This is a genomic window from Arthrobacter sp. P1_H7 (genome assembly GCF_056405215.1).
In genome coordinates, this window is sequence record NZ_JBFUCO010000010.1 from 1 (window position 1) to 22954 (window position 22954).

A 22954-nucleotide genomic window follows, 5' to 3' on the forward strand; every position below is an offset into this window, starting at 1 on the left:
CATCACCGCTGCCGCACCCGGATCACTCCAAAATCAGATTTTCGCCGTGAAGGACATCCTCGCGACCCGGGCCGACCTGGCCGAAAAAGGCGTCGACGTCTCCGAGGTATTCCACTACGCGAAGGGATTCATCTTCAACCTCGACAACCGGCACCGCATTGCCGGCCCGCACCCGGAACGCGCCGACTACCAGTCCTTTGCCTCCTTCAGCGACCCGGACGGCAACAGCTGGCTTCTCCAGGAAATCAACACCCGGGCGCCCGGACGTTGAGCACTCACAACGGTTCAGCAGAATATGACCTGATCGTGCTCGGCGGCGGCGCCGTGGGAGAGAACATCGCCGACCGCGCCGTCCAGGGCGGCCTGACCGCCATGATTGTCGAAAGCGAGCTTGTAGGTGGCGAATGCTCCTACTGGGCATGCATGCCATCAAAGGCGCTGCTGCGCTCCGCCCAGGTGCTGCGGGCAGCCCGTCAGGTTCCCGGGGCCGCGCAGGCCGTGACCGGTGAACTCGACGTGCAGGCCGTGCTGGCACGCCGGGACTCCTTCGCCAGCAACTGGTCCGACAGCGGCCAGGTGAGGTGGCTCGAAAGCGCCGGCATTGCCCTGGTGCGCGGTCAGGGCCGGCTCACCGGTCCCAAGGAAGTCACCGTCACGGCCACGGACGGTTCTACGACGGTGCTCACCGCCCGCCATGCCGTCTCCGTCGCCACGGGATCAGATGCGTTCCTGCCCGACATCGACGGACTCGCTGATGCCCGGCCGTGGACGAGCCGGGAGGCCACCAGCATCAAGACTGTCCCTGAAAGCCTTGCGATCATCGGCGGCGGCGTCGTTGCCACCGAGATGGCGACGGCTTTCGCCGCCTTTGGCACGGCAGTAACCCTGATCTCCCGCAGCGGGCTGCTCTCAGCCATGGAGCCGTTCGCCGGAGTTCTGGTCGCGAAAGCCCTCCGTGCGCAGGGTGTCACCGTAATCCTCGAGACGAAAACGACCCGCGTCACCCGGGACGACAGCGGCGTCACCCTCGAAACCGGAGACGGCAGGACCATCTCCGCCCAGGAAGTGCTCGTCGCGACCGGCCGTACACCCCGCACCGGAGATATCGGCCTCGATTCGATCGGGCTCAAGCCCGGGGCGTGGATCGAGACTGACGACACCATGCTGGTTCCCGGGTTCGACTGGCTCTACGCCGCCGGGGACGTGACGAACCGGGCCCTGCTCACTCACCAGGGGAAATACCAGGCCCGCGCAGCCGGTGACGTCATCGCCGCCCGCGCAGCCGGAGCAGCAGTATCGGACGCGCCGTGGGGAACCCATGTGGCGACGGCCGACCACCAGGCGGTGCCGCAGGTCACGTTCACCGACCCCGAGATCGCGGCCGTGGGGCTCACCGCCGCGGCCGCACGTAAGAGCGGCTATGACATTAAGGTGGTCGATTACGAGATTGGGCACGTCGCCGGTGCCGGTGTGCGGGCCGACGGCTACACGGGCACCGCCCGGATGGTCGTCGACGAAGAGCGAAAAGTCGTACTTGGAGTGACCTTCGTCGGTCCGGACGTGAGCGAACTGCTGCAGGCCGCGACAATCGCGGTCGTCTCAGAAGTACCGCTGGACCGATTGTGGCATGCCGTACCGGCCTACCCCACGGTCAATGAGGTCTGGCTCCGGCTTCTCGAAGAATACGGGCGTCCGTCCCGGTAACGGACTGGCCCCGGGGCTGTCGCTTGCGAGCCATCTCCGGCTCGCCCCGGACGCCACGACAGTGCGTTTGTCCCGACACCCTGGCAACGGTGTCGTCTCCCGATCTGGCGGAGACGACACCGCCGTCGTCGGCCCTGTCCGCGTCGTTGGAATAGACGACTTTACGGATCTCTGCGTTTCCTCTGACCACTAAGTCCCTATCAAACGATCGGCACTCCATGTCACACAGCCCCCTCTCGGAACACGAAAAAAGTTTGCTGGATCAGCTCGAGCAACAGTTCAAAGCGGACGACCCCCTCTTCGCCAAGACCATGGAACAAGAACCGGCCCCTACCCCCTCCGCCCTCCACATTGTCGCTGGGGCAGCTACTGTCGTGGCGGGCTTTCTGCTCCTGCTGCTGGGCGCAGCACTTCAGGGCCCCGTTCCGAACATTTTCGTCGGTGTCCTCGGTTTTGCCGTGATGATCCTCGGAGCGTTACTCGCCGTGAGGCACACTGGGGTACCCAAAATTGGCGCACCTGCGCCCGCCGCTGACAACGTGGAACCGGCCGGAACTCAGAGAGCAGGGAAGGAACGGCGACCCTTCAAGGACGCCTTCGGAGACTGGGCGTTGTGGAGCCTGTTTTGGTGGGTGTAAAGCTGAACCGGCGACAATACGCGATGCCATTGCGAGGGCTGAGGAGGACCGGATGCGCGCCCAAGGTCGCGGGACCACGTTGAAGGTCACATCTGGTATGTCCCGCACTCTTGCTGGCACACTGAGCCGATGAGCGATCCCCTCTCCCAGTCCCGGCGGCCTGGCATCCGTGCCGCGATGTTCGTGGACTTCGACAACGTCTATACGGGCCTGATGGCCTTGGACCCGGCGGCCGCGAAGAGATTCGCCGAGGACCCCAAGCACTGGACGGAGGCGCTGGCCGACGGCGGCACCGGCGAAGAGTCCCGGCGTTTCCTGATCCGCAACTGCTATCTCAATCCGGTGATCTACTCCAAGTACCGGCCGTACTGGACGCGCGCGGGCTTCCGCGTGATCGACTGCCCCTCCCTGACCCAGCGGGGCAAGTCCAGCACCGACATCAACCTGGTGCTGGACGCAATGGATGCCCTGTCCGGCGCGGCACATATTGAGGAGTTCTTCGTCGCGTCGGCGGATGCGGACTTCACCTCGCTGGTCCAGCGGTTCCGGGCGGCGGACCGGATGACCACCGTCATCGCTGCCGGCGCCGTGGCGTTCGCGTACCGCGAGATGGCCGACAGCGTGGTGGAGTCCCACGACTTCGTGGCAATCCTCAACGGGACCGCGGCCGAGTCCATCCACGCGGTGGCATCTGTCCAGACGCCGCGGGCAGAAGGGGCAGGGAAGGCGAAGTCCACGGCGACGACACTTTCCGGCGCCGCCAAAGAGGTCCGCGACTTTGTCCGGACGGCCCCGGGTCCGGTGGTCGGGGCCATGGTGGCTCACCGGGCACTCGCGGCCGATCCCTCCCTGAAGACGGACTGGGGCGGCTGTGGCAAGTTCGGGACGTGGGTGGCCCAGATTGGCCACGGTGTTGAATACTCAGCTGCGCGGGGCGGCTGGGTCTGGGATGCGAAGAGGTTCTCCGACGACGATTTGCCAGCCGGAGGTGAGATTGAGCCGGGCATCGCGGAACGGGTCGCCCGGGTCACTGACGTGCCCGCGCTCTCCGCGGCCCAGTTCCGTCAACTCATCGAGGCCATGGCCGCCAGGCTCCGGGAGCAGCCGGTCAATCGAAGCGAGCTGTCCCGCCTTGTCCGGGACGACTGTGTTGCGGCCGGGCAGCCGGTGTCCCGCTCGGCCGTCAACTTCGTGATCCAGGGCGTGGTGTACGCCGGCGGCTCCCTCGCAGAGGAGATGTCAGCGGCAGAACTCGCCGCCGCGTGGACCAGAAACGTGGAAGAGCTGTGCCGGCTGGCCCTCATGGAGTTCGACGACGCCGAAAAGCTCGCGCTCAGGCGCTGGGCCGGCGGCGGGCTCCTGGAGCCCGGCCCCGGCGGCTCCCGGGCGTAGCGATACTCGCGAGTTCGAGGCCCAAGGATCGGCTGCGAACCTCCCCCCGACGGCATGGTGCCCGCGCCGGGAGGATGGAACCGCATACATCTCATCGTGGGCGATATCGCGGCCGAAGTGAAGCGGCTGCGCGGCGCGGGCGTCACGTTCCGGAACGACATTGTCACCGGCCCGGGCGGACAGCAGATCCTGCTGGAGGATCCGTCCGGGAACGTGGTCGAGTTGTTCCAGCCCGCCGGCGAATAGCGGCAGTTTCACACAAAACGGACGACGGCGGGACTTGCCGCCGTCGGACGCTCCCGCGCCGCGGAACCCACGATCTTTTAGCTAACCCGCTGGGGGAATAGCGCCATAAGTATTTGGCAGCGCATGAGGATTGACGGGCCTGTCCTCATCGGACGCGGTGGGCTCTCTTGTGTCGTAACTGCGCGCCGTTCCCAGGTTCCGGGATCGTTTGTGCAGACCCACCGCGACAAACCCGAGACCAACTGTCAGAAGGCAGACTCCCAGGACGAACAGCGTCACCGCACCCTGCCCTGCGATGCCCGAGAACACCTCGAACAGCGGCATCGGCAGGACGAATACCGTGGCCGCCAGGAATATCAAGCCCACTGCAATTTGCCATGTCCCCTTGGATTGCATGGTTCCCCCTCCGCCTATGCCGCCCGGGTCCCTCAGGTCTGGTCCTCTGTGGAGGCGGCGCGCAGGTCGGGGTCCACGCCGCTGGTACGCTGCGCATCCGCGGACGGCACCGGCTCGTTATCCGCACGGCGAAAAGCGAGCCAGGCCGCGACTCCCGCGGTCACCGCGACGGCCGTCACTCCGGCAATCACCCAGGCCTTCCCGGACGCCGTCCGCCGCGACTTGGCCCGGGCAGGTGCCGTGACAACTCTCGGTGCAACCCGATGCAGGCCCTCTTGAACACGGGGAGCCAGAGTTTCCACTCCACCGGCGAGCTCGTCAGCGAGCCGCCGTAGTCCGGTCTGGATCCTCGGAGACGCGGACTCAATCCCGGCATCGAGCCCGGCCACCACTCTTTTCAATGCCGCCTCGACCCCGGGAGTGGCCCACTCCCTCCCCTCGGTGAGCTGAGAGATGAGATTCTCTGAAAGTTGGCGTACCTGGTTGGCCTGGTTCTTGGGTGTTGCCGTGCGCATGAGTGCCTCCTCGATGTGGTGGATGCCCATAGCCTACGGCGGTCGGCACCGTAGAAACAGGCCTCCCGGCCGCAGCCATCACGAACGCCGGGGTTCCTCGGTGCGCTCCCTTCCTACGGGAATCCTGCCTACAGGTCGGTACGTGAGAGACCCAGTTGGCCACGATGTTGTTCCCGTGCCTAGCGATTTCAGGCAGCCTCATATGCCTGGTTCTTCTTCCTCTGCCAGTCTGATCATGCGGAGTTCGACCTCCACCGCGCGGGAAGGCCAATAGTCTTTCGCCAGCTCACTTGCCCGGATTTTGTCTGCTGCCGGTATGAGCTTGCCGAGCAGTCCGGCCGCCTGAAGCAGGGCGATCAGCGCTGTGGTTCGGGCATCAGGTGCCGTGGCGTCAGGCGTCGCGGGAGCGGGCGTCCCGGCATCAGGTGCCGTGGCGTCAGGCGTCGCGGGAGCGGGCGTCCCGGCATCAGGTGCCGTGGCGTCAGGCGTCGCGGGAGCGGGCGTCCCGGCCTCAGCCTTCGCGGGATCGGTCGGCGCACCACCGAATGCGGCCTGGATCTTTGTCAGGAGCGCCGCCTCCGGAGCGTGGTCCTTCTCCGGGTACCGCACCGTCCGGAACAGACCCAGATGTTTTTCGCCGACGTGTTCCACGATGCCCAGTGCCGCCATCCCCTCGTAGACACGCTGCATTTCGGCGCGGCCCTCCAGCATGGAGACCCACCGTTTGGGAGTGTGGGGCCGAGATTTGCCGCGGATGAGCTCCAGCTCGTGCTGGAAGTTCGTTTCCGGGGCAGTGCCGGTAGCCTTGACGAGCTTCCCCTGCAGCCCGATTGCACCGATCAGGTCCAGCTCGGCCAATATTGCCCCTGCCAAGGTGGTCCTGAGTGCGTACATCGGCACTTCAGGTTTGCCGTCTTTGTCGTTCGTCGCCAGAAGGAGGAAGGCCTGGGGAAGGTTCAGCTCCGCCGCCTTCGGTGTTTCAGCGTTCATACGAACATCGTGGCGTAGTCGGGCAGCCGCCACAATGAAGATTTACAAGCGTCGGCGTTTACATTGCCCTGCCGCTGGCCACCCGCTTCCAAATGTTTGCGGCCACGGTGAGCGGACGACGGCGGGACTTCCCGCCGTTCCAGTGCTGCGAGGTCGTCGGTGTTGATGTGGTCAACACCTGCCCGGTGAAGCTCGGTCCAAAGGGCTTCGCGTGCCTCGCCCGGCTGGTCCGGAGTCGCCCAGAATCGGACCCGGTATCCCTTGGCGTGTGCGTCCGCGACGTACGCGTGGAGTTTGGCGCGTTCCGCCTCGGGCATCGGGCCAACACCCTGCCACGTAAACAGCTTTGTCCAGTTATCACTGATCAGCGGCATGAGCGCTGAGGGCATCCCGGAGGCAAGGTCGGCTGAGCGCCCGTCGAAAAACCCGTAGCGTTTGTCTTCCGCCTGCATGGTGGTCAGCGGCCTATTGCCGCTGATCACGGCGGTCACCGGGCCGGTGCTGACTTTACCCTTGCTGTAAAGGGTCATGAGGGCCGGGTGCTTGCGCAGCTCCTGCTCAACGGCAGCGTAGGTGCTCTCGCCGTCGCTCTTGATGTCTATCAGCAACTGCAGGCTGCCGTCCCAGCCCGGATAGACGCTGTGACCTTCCTGCTGGACTAGTTTGTCCAACGGATCCAGGTACAGGCTCGCCAGGGTCTTTCCCGACTGTGCGTTCTCCCGGTCGTGAGCGACCAACAGTTCGCCGTCAACCAGCCAAACGTCCGCCTCGACGCTGGTGAACCCATGCTCCAAGGCGTCAAAAAGCGGGCGGCCGTGCTCGTAGTCGTTGTGCGCATGGGCCTCCAACAGCGGCTGGCCCAGCACAACATCCCGGGAGGAGGTGGCGGCAGAGGAGGGGACGGTGATTCCGGTCAGGGATGTGAGGGCCACCAGCGCGGCGACAGCACTTTTGATAAGCACGGGGTTCTCCTTGGTGCGGTTCAGGGGGCATAGTTCAGCTCGACCGATCGGGCGCGCCGATGCCTCAAACAGGCTCCCCGATCCGCACTAACAGGGACAGGCCACGCGATGGAGGGCCGGTAAACAGCAGTGAACGGCCACGCTGAGCCGTGGACGCCTCAGGAGCAGATCCGTGGCGAACTGGAACTCGAGCTGGTGGTCGCAGCCGTGCGTGACGAGCCTCATGCGGACTTCTTGGATGTGTCACATTTCGGGCCTCTGCGGTGTCCTATGTTCAAACGTTCGTTCAGCGATAGGAGTCACCGTGTCAGTAAGTTGTCGTGTGGTTATTATCGGCGCCGGGTATGCCGGAGTCATGGCCGCAAACCGGCTCGCAGGAAGTCCGAGACTGTCTGACTCCATCAGCGTTACAGTCATCAACCCGGTTTCCGATTTCGTGGAAAGGATTCGCCTTCACGAGGTCGCGGCAGGAAGTCGGCAATCAGCCCGGGTGCCTATGCGGTCGCTGCTGCATGAGCGTGCGGACCTCGTCGAAGGCACTGCGTCCCGCATCGACCCTGAAAACCACTACGTGCACATATCAGGCGGCCGCGAACCGCTCGACTACGATGTACTGCTGTACGCCGTGGGCAGTATCCAGGCCTCGGGCAAGATTCCGGCGGGCGCTTACGCTCTGAAAGATCCCGAGGACGCAAACCGCTTGCGGGCCCGGCTTTCGCAACTGGATCCAGGCTCAACCCTCAGCATCATCGGAGCTGGCCTGACCGGCATCGAGGTTACTGCCGAAATCGCGGAAAAGTATCCGCGGCTACGGGTACAGCTCATTTCCCGGGGAGCCATTGCCGGCAGCCTCTCCGGCTCCGGCCGACACGCGGTCATGAAGCGGCTTTCAGGGCTCGGCGTCGAAATGATAGAGAATACCGATGTGCAAGGGTGCGACGATTCCTCGGTCATAACGTCGGGTGGTGACACCCTGCGGTCTGACTGCACGATCTGGACCGCAGGATTCAGCGCACCGAACCTGGCACGTGACAGCGGACTGCCAACCGATGCCCTCGGGCGGCTCATGGTCAACGAGTCACTGTCGTGCCCGCGGTTCCCCGACATCTTCGGTGCGGGCGATGCCATACAAGCCCCCCAAAGCGTCGCCGGTCACCTGCGCATGAGCTGCGCGACGGCCCTGCCGCTTGGTGCTCACGCGGCCGACAGCATCATAGCCCGCCTCGATAAACGAGCTCCGGCCCCGCTTTCAGTGGGATACATGCTCAGGTGCATCAGCCTGGGACGCAAGTCCGGACTCGTTCAGACCGTGCGCGCCGACGACCAGCCGCGCCGGTTCGTCCTTCGGGGTCGTCTCGCGGCAACGGTGAAAGCGCAGATGTGCCAAATGACGCTTTCCTGGATCAGAGGCGAGCTTCGCCGGAACGGCTCGTACAGCTGGCCCAAGGGGCCCCGGCCGGCAGAAGCCAAGTAAGGCTGTGGGAACCGCAGGAGTTTTCGAGGAACACCGTTCCCTGCTTTTCACCATTGCCTACGAAATCACGGGAACAGTTACGGATGCCGAGGACGTCGTTCAGGAGAGCTTTCTGCGATGGTCCGGTGTTGATGCAGAAGCTGTCCAAAATCCGCGAGCCTACCTGGCTAAGACGGTGACGCGTCAAGCGTTGAACTCGCTTAGGGCAGCTCAACGCCGTCGGGAAGACTACATTGGTCCGTGGCTCCCGGAGCCTGTGGTCACGGCCCCGGATGTCGCGGAGAATGCTGTACTGAGTGAATCACTGTCATTTGCGATGCTCGTGGTGCTCGAGACCCTGTCCCCCGATGAGCGGGCAGTTTTCGTCCTCCGCGAAGTTTTCGATTTCCCATACGCGGAGATCGCCGAAGCCACAGACAAGTCGCTGGCGGCCGTCCGTCAAATAGCAAGCAGGGCAAAGGCGCACGTGCGCGCGCGTCAACCGCGCTTTGAGGTGGATGCACGACAGAAACGAGCAGTCGCTGACCGGTTCCTCACGGCTCTACTCGGGGGCGATATGCAGTCCCTCATGGATGTACTCGCCCCCGGAGCCGTCCTCCTCTCCGATGGAGGCGGAAAAGTCACAGCGGCCCGCAAACCCGTTATTGGCGCGGACAACATCGTGCGCTTCCTCACCGGCATCGCAAAAAACCCGCTCCCTGACCTGCGGGTTGAATCATCATCTTTGAACGGGATGCCGGCCCTCATCATTTACAGCGGAGACAGGGTTGACCTTGTGGCCCTTGTTGAATCAAGCAACGAACAGGTTACGGGCATCTACCTCGTACGAAATCCGGACAAACTCGGCGCGACCACCAAAGCCCGAAGCTTCCGCACGCGCTTGCCTCATCGCGAACCCGTCATTGGCGAGGGCCCTACGCCGCGATGAACAGTGCCCAGTCAGGAAAGGGATCCACCGGTAATGGCGGTCCTGTCTCTCCGGGGCCGACGGCGCCGGCAAGTACGTCGGGCAAGTCGGGCGGTTCCAACTCCCGGCCTTCACCCGCGTGGCCGACTTGCTGCGGCCAGTGTGGGGGTTCCCAGTCTTGTTGCTCGCTGGGATAGGAGCGTCCCGCAGGTGAGATCCAGCCGGGTGGCTGGTCCCGGGTCGCGTCAACCGGCCTCCATGCTGTGGTGTGTCTGAGTCGGTGGTGCCGCCGGCATGGCTGGCCCAGGTTGGTGATGCCGGTGCCGCCTCCCTCGGACCAAGCCAACACGTGGTCCGCTTCGTTATCCAGGGAATGGTTATTGCAGCCCGGGAAAGGGCACCGGCCATCCCGAAGCCGCAACCACTGGCGCATCGCCTTCGGAACCCGGTAGCTGGTCCGTCCGATCTCCAGCGGCGCTCCATTGCGCGGATCGGTCAGCACACGCAGGAACGATCCGGCGCCATCCCCCACAAGCCGGCGGCCCATGCTCGGCGGAACGGGACCATACCCGTCCAGCATGGCCGGTTCCGTCACGGCGCCCAAAAGAGACAGCACCGGCACGGTCACCAGGACCTGCGCCTTGGGTGACGGAGTTCCTTCCGCCACCCCCGCCAGCAGCCAGTCTGCGGCGATGTCCGCACGGAGCTGGGTCAGGGTCCGGGATTCATTCGGCCCTTGCAGGGCACGGGCCGCTTCCGTGGCACGGGACCACCCAGCCACCGCCACGTCCGCGGTCACATAGGCCGAGAGCCAGGCCATGCCGTCCCGGTCCGGCACATATTCCAGCCGACGGTCCTCCACACCCTTGCGATGGCGCGTTTCGATGCTTACGGGATGGTGCAGCTCACGCCATCTGCGCGCTTTGGCCCGGAACCTGCCCGGTACCAGCTCCCCCGCCGGGCAGCCGTGCGCGGCGAAGGCAGCTTCCGGGTTCAGGAAATGAGCCTCCAAAGCAGCTGCCGCGGCCGGGTCCAGGCCGGACGTTTCGTCACACATCACCCGTGCGTGTTGCCATGAAATGCTTCCTGCCTGTAGCGCAGACAGCGTGAGGGGCAACCCGGTGGTCAGGGTAGCTGACTCCGCCAGGAGCGCCGCCGCCGATCTTTCACTCACGGTCAGGACACAGGCCACTTCTGCTGTAAGCGCCAATTCCTGGGCGGTGCGCTCCTGCGGGGAAACGGCCGGGGCCGCCATGGCGGCGGCAGCGCGGGCATATCCTGCGGCGAAGTGCACTTTCAGCGCGGCAAGCCTGGCTTCCAGGCGGCCTACCTCAGCCATGCCGTCCAGGCACGCGTCCGCTTCGTCCCGCAGATGGTCAGCGCTAGTCGAGTCCACGTTCCCGGCTCCACGACTGGCAAATGCAGCCAACGCAGCAAGGGAGGCCTGCATGGCCTCCAACGTCTCCACAGCTGCTCTGCCTTCCACACTCACAGCATGGCAGGAGCCACTGACAATAACGCCGGCGTCAGAGTTGCAGGCGAAAACCGTCAGCCAGGATCTGCCTGATCCCGAACTTTCCTACGGCGAACATCCGCGGATTATCGTCGGAGTTGCTCAACATGGCGGTGGACAGGATGAGGGCCCAACCGCGCGCCCTCATCCAGGCGTCCCCGTCGACTGCGGAGCCAAAGGCGCCCATGAAGCGGCGGCGAGTGCCGGCGTCGAACATCAGCCACCCCACCGCAAGATCGACAGCCGGGTCCCCTGCCCCGACGTCGCCGAAATCGATGACGCCGGCCAGGGAGCCGTCGCCCGCCAGCAGGATGTTGCCAGGGTGGAGGTCCCCGTGGAGCATCATCGCCGGACCATCCCAGGCTTTGGCGGCACAGGCCTGCGCCCACACTGCTCTCAGCGCTGCCGCCTGCGGGTAGCGTTCGTGGTCCCCGAGCCGTTCCACCAGCACAGCGTCACGGTCCGCTAGCGGCACGCCTCGGAATGGATTCACCGGGACGTCAGTTTCGGCGGGCACGTGAAGGGACAGCAGGAAATCGGCCAGGCCTTTAGCCGCCGGTCCGCGGCTTGCCGGGCCGACGTCGGCCGCAGCGGCTCCGGGGACCCACGGCACGATGCTCCACGGCCATGGAAAGTCCGACGTCGGCCTGCCGGCATGGACGGGGACAGGAACAGCAACCGGGGAGCGGCGAGCTATGTCAGGAAGGTAGCGCTGCTCGTGAAGTATCAGCGGCACGGCCTCCGCCCTGCGCGGCAGCCGGACGGCCAGGCTGTCTCCGAGCCGGAAGGTCGCGTTGTCCCAGCCGTTCGCAACCCGCGCTATCGGACAATCGCCGAGGTCGGGCCGCTGGTCCCGGACGAGGCGCTGGACCACCGCGTTAGTCACTTCCACCGTGGCTGGCGGCATTTCCGCCATTCAGAAACCCCGCCTTCCTTCTGCCTGCAATGCAGTCCGACACTCCCCCTTGTCCGAATATAGTTCAGATCCCAAGAGCGGACGGGGTACAGACGCGTCCGCCGGCGGCCGTGACGCGTCCGCCTTCCTTGGCGACGCGCAGGGCGTTGGCCTGGCCGATCCCGGAAGCGGCCCGGTGACGATGAGAGCGTGTACGACCTGCCGGACCCGGTGTAGCGAGTTTCCCGCTTCACGTCGAGGCAAGTTTGACGAGTCGGTGGGTGACCGACGCCGTGGATTCGTAAAGTTCCCTGTAGAGGCCGTAAAGCGCTTCGTATCTTGCCGCCAATTCTTCGCGAGGCTTGGTAACCGAGACGATTGGATTCCAGTCGTGGATTGAAATGGTGTCGAGGGCGGCGGCGGCCAAGTAGGCCGACCCGAAGCTGGCCCCGATGGTCACTAAGGGTGTTTGCTGTTCCAGGCCGGTGACGTCTGAAACGATCTGGGTCCATAGGCCGCCTTGTGTGCCGCCACCAACAGAAATCGTGCGTCGCACGGCGCCTCCCCTATTTTCCAACTCCTGAACGTTGTGTCGGACACCGAATGCGGTTGCCTCCAGTGCGGCTCGGTACAGGTCGCCACGACTATGGTTCAACGTCAGTCCTGCAAGGAGTCCGCGGGCGTTCGGGTCTGCTACGGGCGTGCGTTCTCCGGCGAAATACGGGAGCATGAGCAACCCGTTCGCCCCCGGGCCCGATTTGTTTGCCTCTTCCAGCAGGGTTGAAAATTCGGGGGAACCAACCAGCTTCCGCAGCCAGGCTGTGATGGCACCGGACGTTGCCATGCCGCCCGCGAGGTTATAGGTGCCCGGCAGGACGCCGACTGTGCCCCATAACGAGGACGATGTCGCTCTGTCCTGGAGGGTATTTATCAGGAACATCGTTGTGCCGTACATCAGCATCAAGTCGCCTGGGCCTTGGGCGCCTACACTCACGGCTTCCGACCAGGCGTCGATTGTTCCGCCGATGACGGGAACACCTTTTGGAATGCCTGTCTTGTACGCTGCTTCCTCGTTCACGTAGCCGGCAATGTCGCCGGGCCAGACCAGGCGGGGCAGGTCGATGGATTGGATCAGGGGTTCTGCGTACGGCGGATACCAGTCGTGCGCTGATGTGTCATACATGGGCGTGCACTGGCTTGCCGAGTGATGGTCCAGAACGTATTCACCCGTCAGCTGATAGGCAAGCCAGGAACTCGGCATAAAGAGCATGCGGGCTCTGGCCGCGACTTCCGGTTCGTGCACGGTAAGCCACGCGAGCTTGGGCCCGACGGCCTGAGTCGACAGCGCTGATCCGCACCGTTTCACGATCGATTGCTCGCCGAACGATTGGTTCAGGTAGTCGATCTGCTCTAGGGCCCGGGCGTCGATTCCGTAGAGGATCGCGGGACGCAGCGCCTTGGCGTGCTCGTCCGCAATTAGGACGCACGGGCCCATGCCGCTGACTCCGACGCCGACTACGCGGACGTTGTCCGTTGCTGTCAGCTCCCGCGAAATTTCAATGAATTCCTGCCACCAGATGGCAGAGTCCATTTCCACCTGCCCGGGCGATGGCCTGTTCACGTCATGGTCACGTACCGCAGTTGCATGAATCCGGCCGCCGAAATCGACCAGCACACCCTTGCTGCTGGATGTACCGATATCGATGCCCAGGACAACTTCCCGCATCTTTCCCTACCGTCCGAGGCCCGCCCTTGGGAGGGCAGGCCGGCTATTAGTTCAACTTTGGCAGAAGCCCGCCCGCCGMGCCTTGGCGGGCGGGCGCGCTCGGGGCTATCGTTCGAGGGCGTGTCCCTCGGTGTCCAGGTGATCGCGCCAGGACCGCTTTGCTTTCCAGCCGAGCATGCGTTCGGCCTTCGCACATGAGATACCAGAGGAATCGACGCGGCCCAGTTCTCGCAGCTCGATCTGGTCCCCGTAGTACTCCTTTAGTACGGCGGCGAAGTCGCGCCCGCCGACGTTGTCGGGATTGGCGATGTAGAAGACCTCGTGGCCGGGGATATCCGATGCCACAGCCAGCACAATTGCGTCCGCGAGATCCTCAGAGTCGACGTAACTCCAGAGGTTAGGGCTCAGTTTCCCGGCATCGCGGACTTGGGCGCCGAGGTTCCGTTCATAGTTGCCGGGGTGCTGCACGTGACTTGGTCGGATGGAAATGCAGCGCATGTCGCTCCGGCGAACAGCCGCGTCGCAAAGTTCCTCACCGAAAAGTTTGGACAGCGCATACGGGTCCTGCGGTTGGATCGGGTGGTTCTCGTCGACAGGTGCGTAGTCCGGAAGGACCGGGCGCTCGGGGAAGAAGAAACCGGGGACGGTCTCGCTGGAGATGTTGACGAATACCTTGACGCCGGCCCGCACGGACGCCTCAATCATGTTGAAGGTACCCATGATGTTGTTCTGGAAGACAACGTGCGGAGGGTTGTGTGTGGGTTCCGGAATCGCGCCGGCATGGACCACAGCGTCGAAGCCTCGAACCATCCCGTAGACCTGACCGGCGTCCGTCAGGTCAGCTTGCTGGTAGTCGGGCTCACCGGGAAGAATCCGGTCAAAAGCATGGCGTCCAAGATCCGAGCCGGTGACATCGTGCCCGGCCGAGATGAGGGCACGAACAACAGCGGTTCCGACTTTGCCGCGGGAACCTGTTACGAGAACTTTCATCTTGCTCCTCCTTTGTTTTGCGGCCCTGCCGCGGTCGTGGGCCGCTCAGGGCCCGATAGCTGGTCGGGCCAGCTGCTGCGTGTCGTCCCGTTCAACAGACCGTTTGAAGCTGACAGCTGTGAGGTAGCCTCCGGGAAAATTTATGAGTGGGCGGGGACGCTGGCGGTGCGCCATGCTTCCAGAAAACGCCACATTGCAGTCGCTCCTGGATCCTGAAGTCCGATGCTGCGTTCCTGGAGCCACGCCGCACGGCCACGCCGTGACCGCAATGAACGTGTGTCAACCACGGCTTTTTCTGCTGCGGCGATCGCAGCATCCAGCCCGCTGACTCCGCCCTGGCCGGCGTCGAGGGCGTCGGCGGCAGGCATGATGGCATCGACGATCGTCTTGTCCCCCAGCTGGGTCTTACCGCGCTGTGCGATATTGTCCCCGGCGGCTCGAACAAAGCGCGCCGCCGCTGCGAGGTCCACGTCCTCAACGTCCTTCCAGACCTTGGACCCTGCGAGCAATCCTCCGGCCACAAGCGCTGCCATGGTGGATGGGTTGGCGTTGGCGAAGGCCTTGGCGCAGGCGCGGGCGATCTCCGAAGGGCTGGCACTCTCCGGAAGTTCCCCGAGGACGTCGATGACGGCGCTGGCGCCGAGGGTGATGGTGATACCTAAATCGCCGTCTCCCAGCGCCTGGTCGAGGTCGCGCAGTTCGTCCGCGTACTTAACGACCTCTTTGAGGCTTCCCTGGATCTGTTCAATGAGCTGGGTGGAGTGCATGGGTCAAACCTCCAGGAAGAAAGGTGAGGCGGCAGGTGCTTCCAGCAGCGCGAGCCGTTCGTCGTTGAGTTTAAGTAGCGAGATGGAGGCGCCAGCCATTTCCAGGCTGGTGGCGTATTCACCGATGTAGTTCTTGCTGATCGAAACGCCATGGCCGGAGAGGATCTGGTGAACACGGCGGTACATGACATAGAGCTCTTCCAAAGGCGTTGCGCCCATCCCGTTCACGAGAACGGCGACTCGGTCACCCTCGGCGAGGCCTAGATCCTCAACCAGAGCCTCAACCAGGCGGTCCGTGATGGCGTCCGCGGGCTCAAGTGGACCGCGGTGGATGCCGGGCTCGCCGTGGATCCCGATTCCGATTTCCATTTCTCCGTCGGGCAGGTCGAAGCTCAGGGAACCTGTGGTCGGAAGGATGGTGGGCGACAATCCGATTCCCATCGTTGCCGTGTTGTCGACGATGTCCTCGGCGACCGCGGCCACTTCGTCGAGACTGTCTCCGCGCTCGGCTGCCGCGCCCGCGGCCTTGTAGGCGAAGATTAAGCCGGCTACGCCCCGGCGTTCAAGTCGGTTGTCCTTGGGCTGGCTGGCGACGTCGTCACGTCCCACAACGGTCCGCGTCTCGATGTCTTCAAGTTCCGCTAGATCGGCAGCGAGGTCGAAGTTGAAGACATCCCCGCCATAGTTCCCGTACAGGTACAGCACGCCGGCGCCGCCGCTGACGGCTTTGGTTGCCTCGAAACATTGCTGCGAGCTGGGCGAGCTGAAGACATTGCCTATCGCCACCCCGGAGCACAACCCTTGGCCGACGTAGCCCTTGAACAGCGGCAGATGCCCGGAACCTCCTCCGGTGACGATGCCGACCTTGCCTGCGACTGGTGCATCTGCACGGACGAGAATTCTCGAGTCATCGCCGGGGTTCTTCAGCTTGTCAGGGTGCGCGAGGAGGATTCCTTCGATCATCTCGTTGACGAAGTCCTCTGGCTTATTAATGATCTTCTTCACGGTTTATCTTTCTGTTGACGCGTCGGAGGTTGTTGATGCGGACAGCGGCGTGGGCCCAATTGGCGGCCGCGGGCCGGGGGACTATGCGGGCTGGACTGCAGGTTGTGGCTGGCGCCGGCGCCTGCGCCAGCGGACTTGTTCAAAAGCCATGGCCGCCACAAGGATGACGCCCTGGGCGATCGCGTACTGGTAGGAGGAGAGCCTTAGCGCGGTGAATCCGCTGGAAACAATCTGCAGGGTTAGCGTTGCCAGTACGACGCCGAAGACGGTCGCGAACCCGCCGTTCGGGTTTGTTCCACCGAGAACGGCGATCACGATGACCAGAAGTACGTAGGAAGCGCCGTAATCGGCTGAGGCGGTGGGGTTGCGGGCGATGAAGAACACGCCGGCGATGCCGCTGAGCAGACCCGTCAGAACGTACGTGCTCATGAGGGTCTTCTGCCTACCGATGCCTGAGTAAAGTGCCGCCGTCGGGTTCGCGCCCTGGAGCTGAATTCTTAGCCCGAGGGGGGTGCGATTGATGATGACGCCAATTGCAACAGCCAGAAGGATGAACACGAAAAACAGGGTAGGAATCCCGCCCAGCGTCGACGCTCCAATGGCTGTCAGTGCGGCCGGCGTCCCGTCCAAAGTCTTACCGCCGGTCCAGGCCACAGCAATCCCATTGAAGATCTGCAGGGTGCCGAGGGTCGCGAGAATCGGGGTGATCCCCACAACGGAGATCAGCAGTCCGTTGATGCAACCGGCCGCCGCGCCGACGGCGATACCGGCGAGGACAATAAGCGGAAACAACTGCTCAGCAAGGGCCGGATTGCTGGCTGAAACGGCTGTATAGATCGTCGACATGGTGATGGCCGCGAGGTTGGCCGTCGCCACAAGCGACAGGTCGATCCCTCCGGTGAGCATCGCAAGCATCATGGCAATCGCGAGCACCCCGATTTCGGGTGAATTCAGTGCGAGGTTACGCAGATTGGTGCCACTGAGGAAGACGGACGGCTTTAGCACTGCGAAGATGGCAAACGCAATGAGCACCAGAACCAGCATCCGCTTGACGCCGCCTTGCAGGTTCAGGCTTCCCAGCAGGCGGGTCCAGGCAGAGTCGACTGAGTCGTTAAGGCGGCCCAGGGGCTTCACTTCGGGATCTGCGTTCTTCATGCTGCAACCTCCTGCTTTTGGGGGACCTCATCGAGGATGCGGGATGGGGTTGTCCGGCGGGAGGCCAGGGCCTGAATGCCCACACCCACAAGCAGGAGAACGCCCACGGCGGTCCGCTGCCATGCGCTGGGGACCCCTGCCAGGATGAGACTGTTGTAGATCACCTGGACCAGCAGGACGCCCAACGTGGTCCCGAGAACTGAGCCCCGGCCGCCGAAGATCGACGCTCCGCCGAGTACAACTGCGGCAATGATGTCCAGTTCGCTGCCGACGAGGATTTGTGGGCTGGCGCTGCGGCCCATGATGACGTAGATCAATCCGCCCGCCGCTGCCATGGTTCCCGCAAGGACGTAGACGATCATCTGTGTGCGAACCACCCGGATTCCGGCACGGCGGGCGGCCTCAACGTCCCCGCCGATGGCGAAGATGCTTCGCCCGAACATCGTGCTCCTGAGAACCCATGCGAGGCCCATTGCCAGAAGCACGGCAGGGACCACCATGACGTGTAGATAGGCGCTTCCGCTGGATGTATCGACTTCGAAGAGGTTCGATGTGGAGATCTGGGCCATCGACTCCGGCAGGTCCGCGATGTAGCGTGAGCCGACGTAGGTCAACAGCACACCCTTGAAGATGCCCTGGGTACCAAGCGTGACGATGAGCGTCGGCAACCTGAACTTCGCTATTAGGAAGCCGTTGATGGCACCCAGCGACGCACCGATCAGCAGTGCGAGAACGAAAACTCCGACAAGCCCGAAATCCGGCATTCCGGTCTCGAGTGCCCGCACCGTGGTGTATGCCGCAAAAACGGCAATAGCGGCAAATGAGACGTCAATGCCGCCGGAAATGATCACCATCAGGACACCGAGGGCAAAGATCAGCGGCACGATCGAGCTGCGAAGGATGCTGAAAGCCGTCGGCAGTGTGAAGAACACGGGATTGGCGACAGACATGGCCACAACGAGGGCCAGAAGGACGACGGCGAGGACGCCTTCGTTGTTCGGGCCGCGAAGGAGCCGGAGCCGCGCCGGAGTATCCAGCCTGGTGCCGCTCATGCAGCTACCTTCTCTCGGATAATGTCCACGGCAACATCATTGCCTTCGAGGACTTCAACAACCCTGCCGTGACGGACCACAAGCACGCGATGGCAGCAGGCCACCAGCTCAGGCGCGTCATCTGAAATGACGATGATGCCCATGCCGTCGGCTGCTTCGGCGCGGAGAATACTGAGGATCTCGGCCTTTGATCCAATGTCAACGCCAACAGTCGGACCGTTCAGCATAAGGATGCGCGGCCGGCGCGCCAGCCATTTTGCCAGCACTACGCGTTGCGCGTTTCCGCCGGAGAGGGTTCGGACCGGGGATTGAACGTTTGGAGCTTTGACACGCAGCCGGTCGAAGAGGCGTTGGATAGTCTGCTTTACTGCGCGAAGGTCCAGAGTTCCCATGCGCGTCGTGTGCTCAGCCGGGGAGCCGGCGATTATGTTGTCGGCAATCGACTTATCCATGAAGAGGCCTTGAGTCAGGCGGTCTTCGGGTACATATCCGATGCCCGCCTCGATTGCGTCCTGGATGGAGCGGATGCGCACCTCTTTGCCGTTGATTTTTACGGTGCCGGAGTCATGCGGTACCGCTCCGAAAAGTGATTCAGCGATTTCGGTACGTCCCGAGCCGAGGAGGCCGGTCACGCCAAGGATCTCGCCGCGGCGAAGGCTAAATGAGACGTCCCTGTAAGCCCCCCGCAGTCCGAGCCCCTCGATTTCCAGGACAACGTCCGATCCCGGATCCAGCTGGCTAACGTGGCGCGTTTCATCGAGTTCGCGCCCTGTCATGTGGAGGGCGATGGTTGCAGGATCCAAAGTTGATGCAGAGCTCGTGACAACGTTCCGGCCGGAACGCAGGATCGCAACCCGCTGTGAGATCTTTAGGACCTCATCCAGCTTGTGAGAAACGAAAATGAGCGCCACGCCCTTGGAACGCAATCGCTCTACGATTACGAAGAGCCTGTCTACCTCGGAGTGCGTCAGCGCCGTCGTGGGCTCGTCCATGATCAGCACTCGGGCATCGCTGACGAGTGCGCGGCAGATCGCGGTCAGTTGCTTGTCGGCGACTGAGAGCTTCTCCACGTCGGCGTCGAGGTCAAGATTCAAGCCCAGATCGTCGACGATGGCCTGCGCTGCCGGACGTGAGCGCCGAGCACTGTGGAGTCGACGGCGGCTTGCCACTGCGGAGGTCAGCACAATGTTCTCGGCAACGGTGAGATTCGGGAACAATGAGAAGTCCTGATAGATGACCTGGATCCCGCCCTTGATGGCCGTGGTTGGGTCCATCGAAGAATAGGTGGTGCCGGCTACGATGATCTCGCCGGAGTCCGGCGTCTCGGCACCGGAGATGATCTTGATCAGCGTGGACTTCCCGCATCCGTTCTCGCCTGCGAGGCAGAGCACTTCGCCGGACAGCAGTTCCAGCGAGACGTCGCTCAATGCGGCGACCCCGCCAAATGTCTTGACAATGTGCCGCACCTCCAGCACAGGCGAGGGCGGCCCATCGAGGGCAGTACTTGTCATATCGGAACCCTTTCTGGAGGGCGTGGGGCACCATGATGTCCGCCCCACGCCCCGGACTATCAGAAGTTGTACTGCTTGGCGGATTCAGCATCCGCTTCGATCGACGCGTCGCCCAGGAAGACGTTGTCGTAGCCATCGAGCTTCTTCAGGCTGTTATAGCCCTTGATGCCCAGATCGGTGCCGGCTTCGACCTTGCCACCGGTGGCAAGAATGCGGGCGATCTCCAGCTGAGCCTCTCCAGCCAGCGCCGGATCCCAGAAGAAGATCTTGTCGATGCCGCCGGTGGCGAGGTACTTGCTCGCCGCGGAGGGAATCGAGGTTCCCATAACGCAGATGTCCTTGGCTTTTCCGGCTTCCTCGACAGCACGTGCGATTCCGGGTACGTCGTTGCCTGCGGAACCTTCAAATCCCTTGATATTCGGGTGCTTGGCGAGGATCTCCTTGGCCTTTTGGTAAGCCGCAGCCTCGTTGTCCGTGCTTTCGATCGGATCCTCGACGCGCTTCATGTTCGGGAAATTCGACCCCTGGTAGTCGTAAGCGGCGCCGACCCACTCCATGTGCGTCTTAGCCGTGAGGCCACCAACGAACTGAACGTAGTCGCCCTTGCCCTCCATGCACGTACCCAAGCTCTTCATGATCTTCTGGCCGTAGACCTTGTTGTCGAAGGCTTCGATGTCGATATCGACGTTCTTAATTCCAGTAGCCTCATGCGCCACCGTGATGATTCCCTTGGCCTTGGCCTGGGCAAGAACGTTGGCAACGGCCTCCGGCGAGTTCGGCACAACAGTGATGGCTGTCGGCTTCTGTGCCACGAGGTCCTGGATGATCTTGATCTGCTTTTCGGGGCTGACGTCATCGCCGCCTTCGGTGCGGGTGTCGATGCCGGTGCGCTTGCCATATGCCTGCACACCTTCGTCCATGCGGTCGAACCACGCGATGCCCTTGAGCTTCACCACGGTCACCATGGTCATGTCTGATGCTTTGCTATCCGCGGCCGGTGCGGCTGTGGCGGCGGCACCGTCATTGACTGACCCGCACCCCGTCATGAGAACAGCTGAGAGTCCTGCGGCAAAAAAAGCTGATGTACGCAAAAGCTTCATCAATTCACTCCTTTGTGATCACGCAATGCGGATGCCTGAATCCGCGCATCGGTTTCTCCGATCTGTGCATACGCTAAGTCATTTTCGCGCAGGTGTCGAGGGATTCGCGCAATTTTGCCAATATACGCGCGAACATTGCGCGAAATCGTGCATCCGTCTAACCTTTAGCACATACCTAAGAAAGGGGCCCGATGTCGCGCCGCCAGGAGATCGTCGAGCTGATAGAGGAGCACGGCTTTCAGAGCGTCAACACGCTTGCCCGGAAGTATGCAGTGGATGCATCCACAATTCGGCGGGATCTGGAGCGTCTCGCCGAGGAGAAAAAGATCCGGCGCACCCACGGCGGTGCCGCGCCGGCGGAACCCGCCGCCCCCACCCGCGCAGCCGAACTTCAGTCACGCGAAAAGGAGGCGATCGGCGCCGCCACCGCTGACAGGATTCTAGAAAACCAGACGGTGCTCTTGGACAGCGGGACAACCTGCCTGGAAGTGGCAAAGCACCTCAACCACTCGCGGCTGACAGTGGTTACCCACGACCTGCTGGTTGGCATCGAGATTTCGCGCAAACCTCGCATCAACCTGGTGTTCATTGGCGGTGAACTCCTTCCTGGCACCACGTCCATGTGGGGGCCGGCGTCATTGCAGCAACTCGAAAACATGCGGGTAAACGTAGCCGTTTTTGGAGCGGGCGCTGTGATGGACGACGGAATCTACGCCAGCTCGAGCTATTCGATCGAGCTCAAACGCAAGATGCGCTCCGTGACAGGCGAAGCTTTTTTCGTCGCAGACAGCTCGAAATTCGGCCGCGAAGCACTCTTCAAAGTCTTCGGGTTCGAAGACTTCACTGCAGGGATCACCGACGAGGGGATCGACCCGATCAGGGCCGCGCGTTGGCCGATTCCGCTTATTCGGGCGCCCTTAGCGCCCAACTTGCTAAATGGTGCGTAAGGACTTTCGGAGTACCGCCTGAGGTCCGCAGTGTCGTAGCCCTCCGGCAGGGACCGGACAAACCGGTCCACGCACGTCGCACGGGCGGCCTCCAATATCTCGGCTTCCGAAGGGGCAGGCCGGCCGTAAGCAATGTTGTCCCGGATGGTCCCGCCGAGCAGCCAGTAAACGTGCAGCACAAGGCCCATTCGCAACCACTGTTCGTTGCGCGTCAACTAAGTTCACCCCAAGTGGACGACGGCGGTGCCTCCCGCCGTCGTCCGCTTGCGTTTAGTGCCGCCCCTACAGGGCCGACCARCCGCCGTCGGAGGCGAGGATGGCRCCGTTGACGTTGGTGCCGTCGTCGCTGAGCAGGAACGTGATGGACGCGGCGAGCTGCGCGGCCGTGGCGGGCGTGGGGACGGTGGCCTGCATCAGCGGGCCGAGGCGTTCGGCCGCGAGCCGGGATCCCCAGGTGGCCACGATGTTGGTGATGGTGGGGCCGGGGGCGACGGCGTTGAAGCGCAGGCCCTTCGGCCCGTACATCACGGCCGAGTTCTTGGTCAGGCCGACGACGGCGTGCTTGGACGCGGTGTACGCGGCGCCGGCGGCGGAACCGCGCAGGCCGGCCTCGGAGGCGACGTTGACCACGGAGCCTGTGCCGGCGTCCAGCATCAGCGGCACCACGGCGCGGGTGAGGCGCATGAGGGCSGTGACGTYGATCCGGAASACGCGGTCCCAGRKGTCGTCGTCCACCTCGTGGATCGGGGCGAAGTTGTCCATGATGCCGGCAACGTTCGCCAGGGCGTCGATGCGTCCGCCGGCGGCAGCGACGACGGCGGCCACGGTCTCTTCGGTGGAGATGTCGCCGGCGACGGGGACCAGGTCCAGCCCGGCGTTCTCGGCCACCAGATCATCCAGGCGTTCCTTGCTGATGTCGGCGGCGATGACGCGGCCGCCTTCCTTGGCAATCCGCAGCGCGGTGGCCTGGCCGATGCCGGAGGCCGCGCCGGTGACGATGACGGTCTTGCCGGCGAACCGGCCGGTGGTGGTGGCTTCCTGCCATGAAGCTTCGTTGCCCATGATGTCC

23 protein-coding genes and 1 pseudogene are annotated in these 22954 nt (G+C 63.4%); 8 read left to right on the forward strand and 16 right to left on the reverse strand.

Translation table 11 applies throughout. From position 1 onward, the window contains the following. The 5 genes from AC1DXI_RS10930 to AC1DXI_RS10950 form a co-directional block, all read left to right on the forward strand. A partial coding sequence (locus AC1DXI_RS10930) for a VOC family protein (RefSeq protein WP_476938624.1) occupies positions 1–271 on the forward strand: 271 nt, incomplete at its 5' end. Next, complete coding sequence (locus tag AC1DXI_RS10935; protein WP_476938625.1) at positions 268–1704, forward strand: dihydrolipoyl dehydrogenase family protein; 1437 nt, start codon at positions 268–270, stop codon at positions 1702–1704. The genes AC1DXI_RS10930 and AC1DXI_RS10935, both read left to right, overlap by 4 nt. Before the next feature lie 218 nt (positions 1705–1922). Beyond that, positions 1923–2342 carry a DUF3040 domain-containing protein gene (locus AC1DXI_RS10940; RefSeq protein ID WP_476938626.1) on the forward strand — a complete coding sequence of 140 codons (420 nt, stop codon included), beginning with the start codon at positions 1923–1925 and terminating at the stop codon, positions 2340–2342. 129 nt (positions 2343–2471) lie between these two features. Further along, entirely contained in the window at positions 2472–3734 is a 1263-nt protein-coding gene (locus tag AC1DXI_RS10945) for an NYN domain-containing protein (protein WP_476938627.1), read from the forward strand. Between the two features lie 96 nt (positions 3735–3830). Further along, on the forward strand, positions 3831–3980 hold the full coding sequence (locus AC1DXI_RS10950; protein WP_476938628.1) for a VOC family protein: 150 nt from the start codon (positions 3831–3833) through the stop codon (positions 3978–3980). An 81-nt stretch (positions 3981–4061) separates the two neighbouring features. Here AC1DXI_RS10950 and AC1DXI_RS10955 read toward each other — a convergent pair whose 3' ends face one another. From AC1DXI_RS10955 to AC1DXI_RS10970, 4 genes are all read right to left on the reverse strand, one after another. Next, a complete protein-coding gene (locus tag AC1DXI_RS10955) occupies positions 4062–4376 on the reverse strand; it encodes a hypothetical protein (RefSeq protein ID WP_476938629.1) in 315 nt (104 codons plus the stop codon). Positions 4377–4408: 32 nt separating this feature from the next. Beyond that, positions 4409–4891 carry a hypothetical protein gene (locus tag AC1DXI_RS10960; RefSeq protein ID WP_476938630.1) on the reverse strand — a complete coding sequence of 161 codons (483 nt, stop codon included), beginning with the start codon at positions 4889–4891 and terminating at the stop codon, positions 4409–4411. 198 nt (positions 4892–5089) lie between these two features. Beyond that, the gene (locus AC1DXI_RS10965; protein WP_476938631.1) at positions 5090–5881 is read right to left on the reverse strand and encodes a GOLPH3/VPS74 family protein; all 792 of its coding nucleotides are present in this window, start codon (positions 5879–5881) and stop codon (positions 5090–5092) included. Further along, entirely contained in the window at positions 5878–6843 is a 966-nt protein-coding gene (locus AC1DXI_RS10970) for a phosphatidylinositol-specific phospholipase C/glycerophosphodiester phosphodiesterase family protein (protein ID WP_476938632.1), read from the reverse strand. Before AC1DXI_RS10970 ends, AC1DXI_RS10965 begins: the two co-directional genes overlap by 4 nt. A 238-nt stretch (positions 6844–7081) precedes the next feature. Between AC1DXI_RS10970 and AC1DXI_RS10975 the strand changes: the two genes are divergently transcribed. Together AC1DXI_RS10975 and AC1DXI_RS10980 are read left to right on the forward strand one after the other, a co-directional pair. Further along, the gene (locus AC1DXI_RS10975; protein WP_476938835.1) at positions 7082–8317 is read left to right on the forward strand and encodes an NAD(P)/FAD-dependent oxidoreductase; all 1236 of its coding nucleotides are present in this window, start codon (positions 7082–7084) and stop codon (positions 8315–8317) included. A gap of 4 nt (positions 8318–8321) precedes the next feature. Beyond that, positions 8322–9245, forward strand: coding sequence for an RNA polymerase sigma-70 factor (locus AC1DXI_RS10980; RefSeq protein ID WP_476938633.1), 924 nt, complete (start codon positions 8322–8324; stop codon positions 9243–9245). Here the strand turns inward: AC1DXI_RS10980 and AC1DXI_RS10985 are convergent. The 10 genes from AC1DXI_RS10985 to AC1DXI_RS11030 all read right to left on the reverse strand — a co-directional run bounded on the left by AC1DXI_RS10985 (position 9232) and on the right by AC1DXI_RS11030 (position 20938). Further along, positions 9232–10674: an HNH endonuclease signature motif containing protein gene (locus tag AC1DXI_RS10985; RefSeq protein ID WP_476938836.1), complete on the reverse strand. Its 1443-nt coding sequence runs from the start codon at positions 10672–10674 to the stop codon at positions 9232–9234. The two genes, AC1DXI_RS10980 and AC1DXI_RS10985, sit on opposite strands and share 14 nt — an antisense overlap. A gap of 76 nt (positions 10675–10750) precedes the next feature. Next, positions 10751–11653, reverse strand: a complete 903-nt coding sequence (locus AC1DXI_RS10990) for an aminoglycoside phosphotransferase family protein (RefSeq protein WP_476938634.1) — start codon at positions 11651–11653, stop codon at positions 10751–10753. Between the two features lie 229 nt (positions 11654–11882). Further along, a complete protein-coding gene (locus AC1DXI_RS10995; protein ID WP_476938635.1) occupies positions 11883–13358 on the reverse strand; it encodes an FGGY-family carbohydrate kinase in 1476 nt (491 codons plus the stop codon). Positions 13359–13463: 105 nt separating this feature from the next. Continuing rightward, positions 13464–14348 carry an NAD-dependent epimerase/dehydratase family protein gene (locus tag AC1DXI_RS11000; protein ID WP_476938636.1) on the reverse strand — a complete coding sequence of 295 codons (885 nt, stop codon included), beginning with the start codon at positions 14346–14348 and terminating at the stop codon, positions 13464–13466. Positions 14349–14488: 140 nt separating this feature from the next. Then, entirely contained in the window at positions 14489–15115 is a 627-nt protein-coding gene (locus tag AC1DXI_RS11005) for a dihydroxyacetone kinase subunit L (RefSeq protein WP_476938637.1), read from the reverse strand. A gap of 3 nt (positions 15116–15118) precedes the next feature. Then, complete coding sequence (locus AC1DXI_RS11010) at positions 15119–16120, reverse strand: dihydroxyacetone kinase subunit DhaK (protein WP_476938638.1); 1002 nt, start codon at positions 16118–16120, stop codon at positions 15119–15121. An 81-nt stretch (positions 16121–16201) separates the two neighbouring features. After that, entirely contained in the window at positions 16202–17275 is a 1074-nt protein-coding gene (locus tag AC1DXI_RS11015; protein WP_476938639.1) for an ABC transporter permease, read from the reverse strand. Beyond that, a complete protein-coding gene (locus AC1DXI_RS11020; protein ID WP_476938640.1) occupies positions 17272–18327 on the reverse strand; it encodes an ABC transporter permease in 1056 nt (351 codons plus the stop codon). Before AC1DXI_RS11020 ends, AC1DXI_RS11015 begins: the two co-directional genes overlap by 4 nt. Then, a complete protein-coding gene (locus AC1DXI_RS11025) occupies positions 18324–19838 on the reverse strand; it encodes a sugar ABC transporter ATP-binding protein (RefSeq protein ID WP_476938641.1) in 1515 nt (504 codons plus the stop codon). Before AC1DXI_RS11025 ends, AC1DXI_RS11020 begins: the two co-directional genes overlap by 4 nt. A 59-nt stretch (positions 19839–19897) precedes the next feature. Then, positions 19898–20938 carry a substrate-binding domain-containing protein gene (locus AC1DXI_RS11030; RefSeq protein ID WP_476938642.1) on the reverse strand — a complete coding sequence of 347 codons (1041 nt, stop codon included), beginning with the start codon at positions 20936–20938 and terminating at the stop codon, positions 19898–19900. 191 nt (positions 20939–21129) lie between these two features. On the opposite strand from AC1DXI_RS11030, the gene AC1DXI_RS11035 reads away from it, so the two are divergent. Further along, complete coding sequence (locus AC1DXI_RS11035) at positions 21130–21885, forward strand: DeoR/GlpR family DNA-binding transcription regulator (RefSeq protein ID WP_476938643.1); 756 nt, start codon at positions 21130–21132, stop codon at positions 21883–21885. Between the two features lie 29 nt (positions 21886–21914). Here AC1DXI_RS11035 and AC1DXI_RS11040 read toward each other — a convergent pair. Both AC1DXI_RS11040 and AC1DXI_RS11045 read right to left on the reverse strand, forming a co-directional pair. After that, positions 21915–22094, reverse strand: a pseudogene (locus tag AC1DXI_RS11040) (ABC transporter ATP-binding protein); the annotation flags it as partial. A gap of 73 nt (positions 22095–22167) precedes the next feature. Continuing rightward, entirely contained in the window at positions 22168–22947 is a 780-nt protein-coding gene (locus tag AC1DXI_RS11045; protein WP_476938837.1) for an SDR family NAD(P)-dependent oxidoreductase, read from the reverse strand. Positions 22948–22954 lie beyond the last annotated feature (7 nt).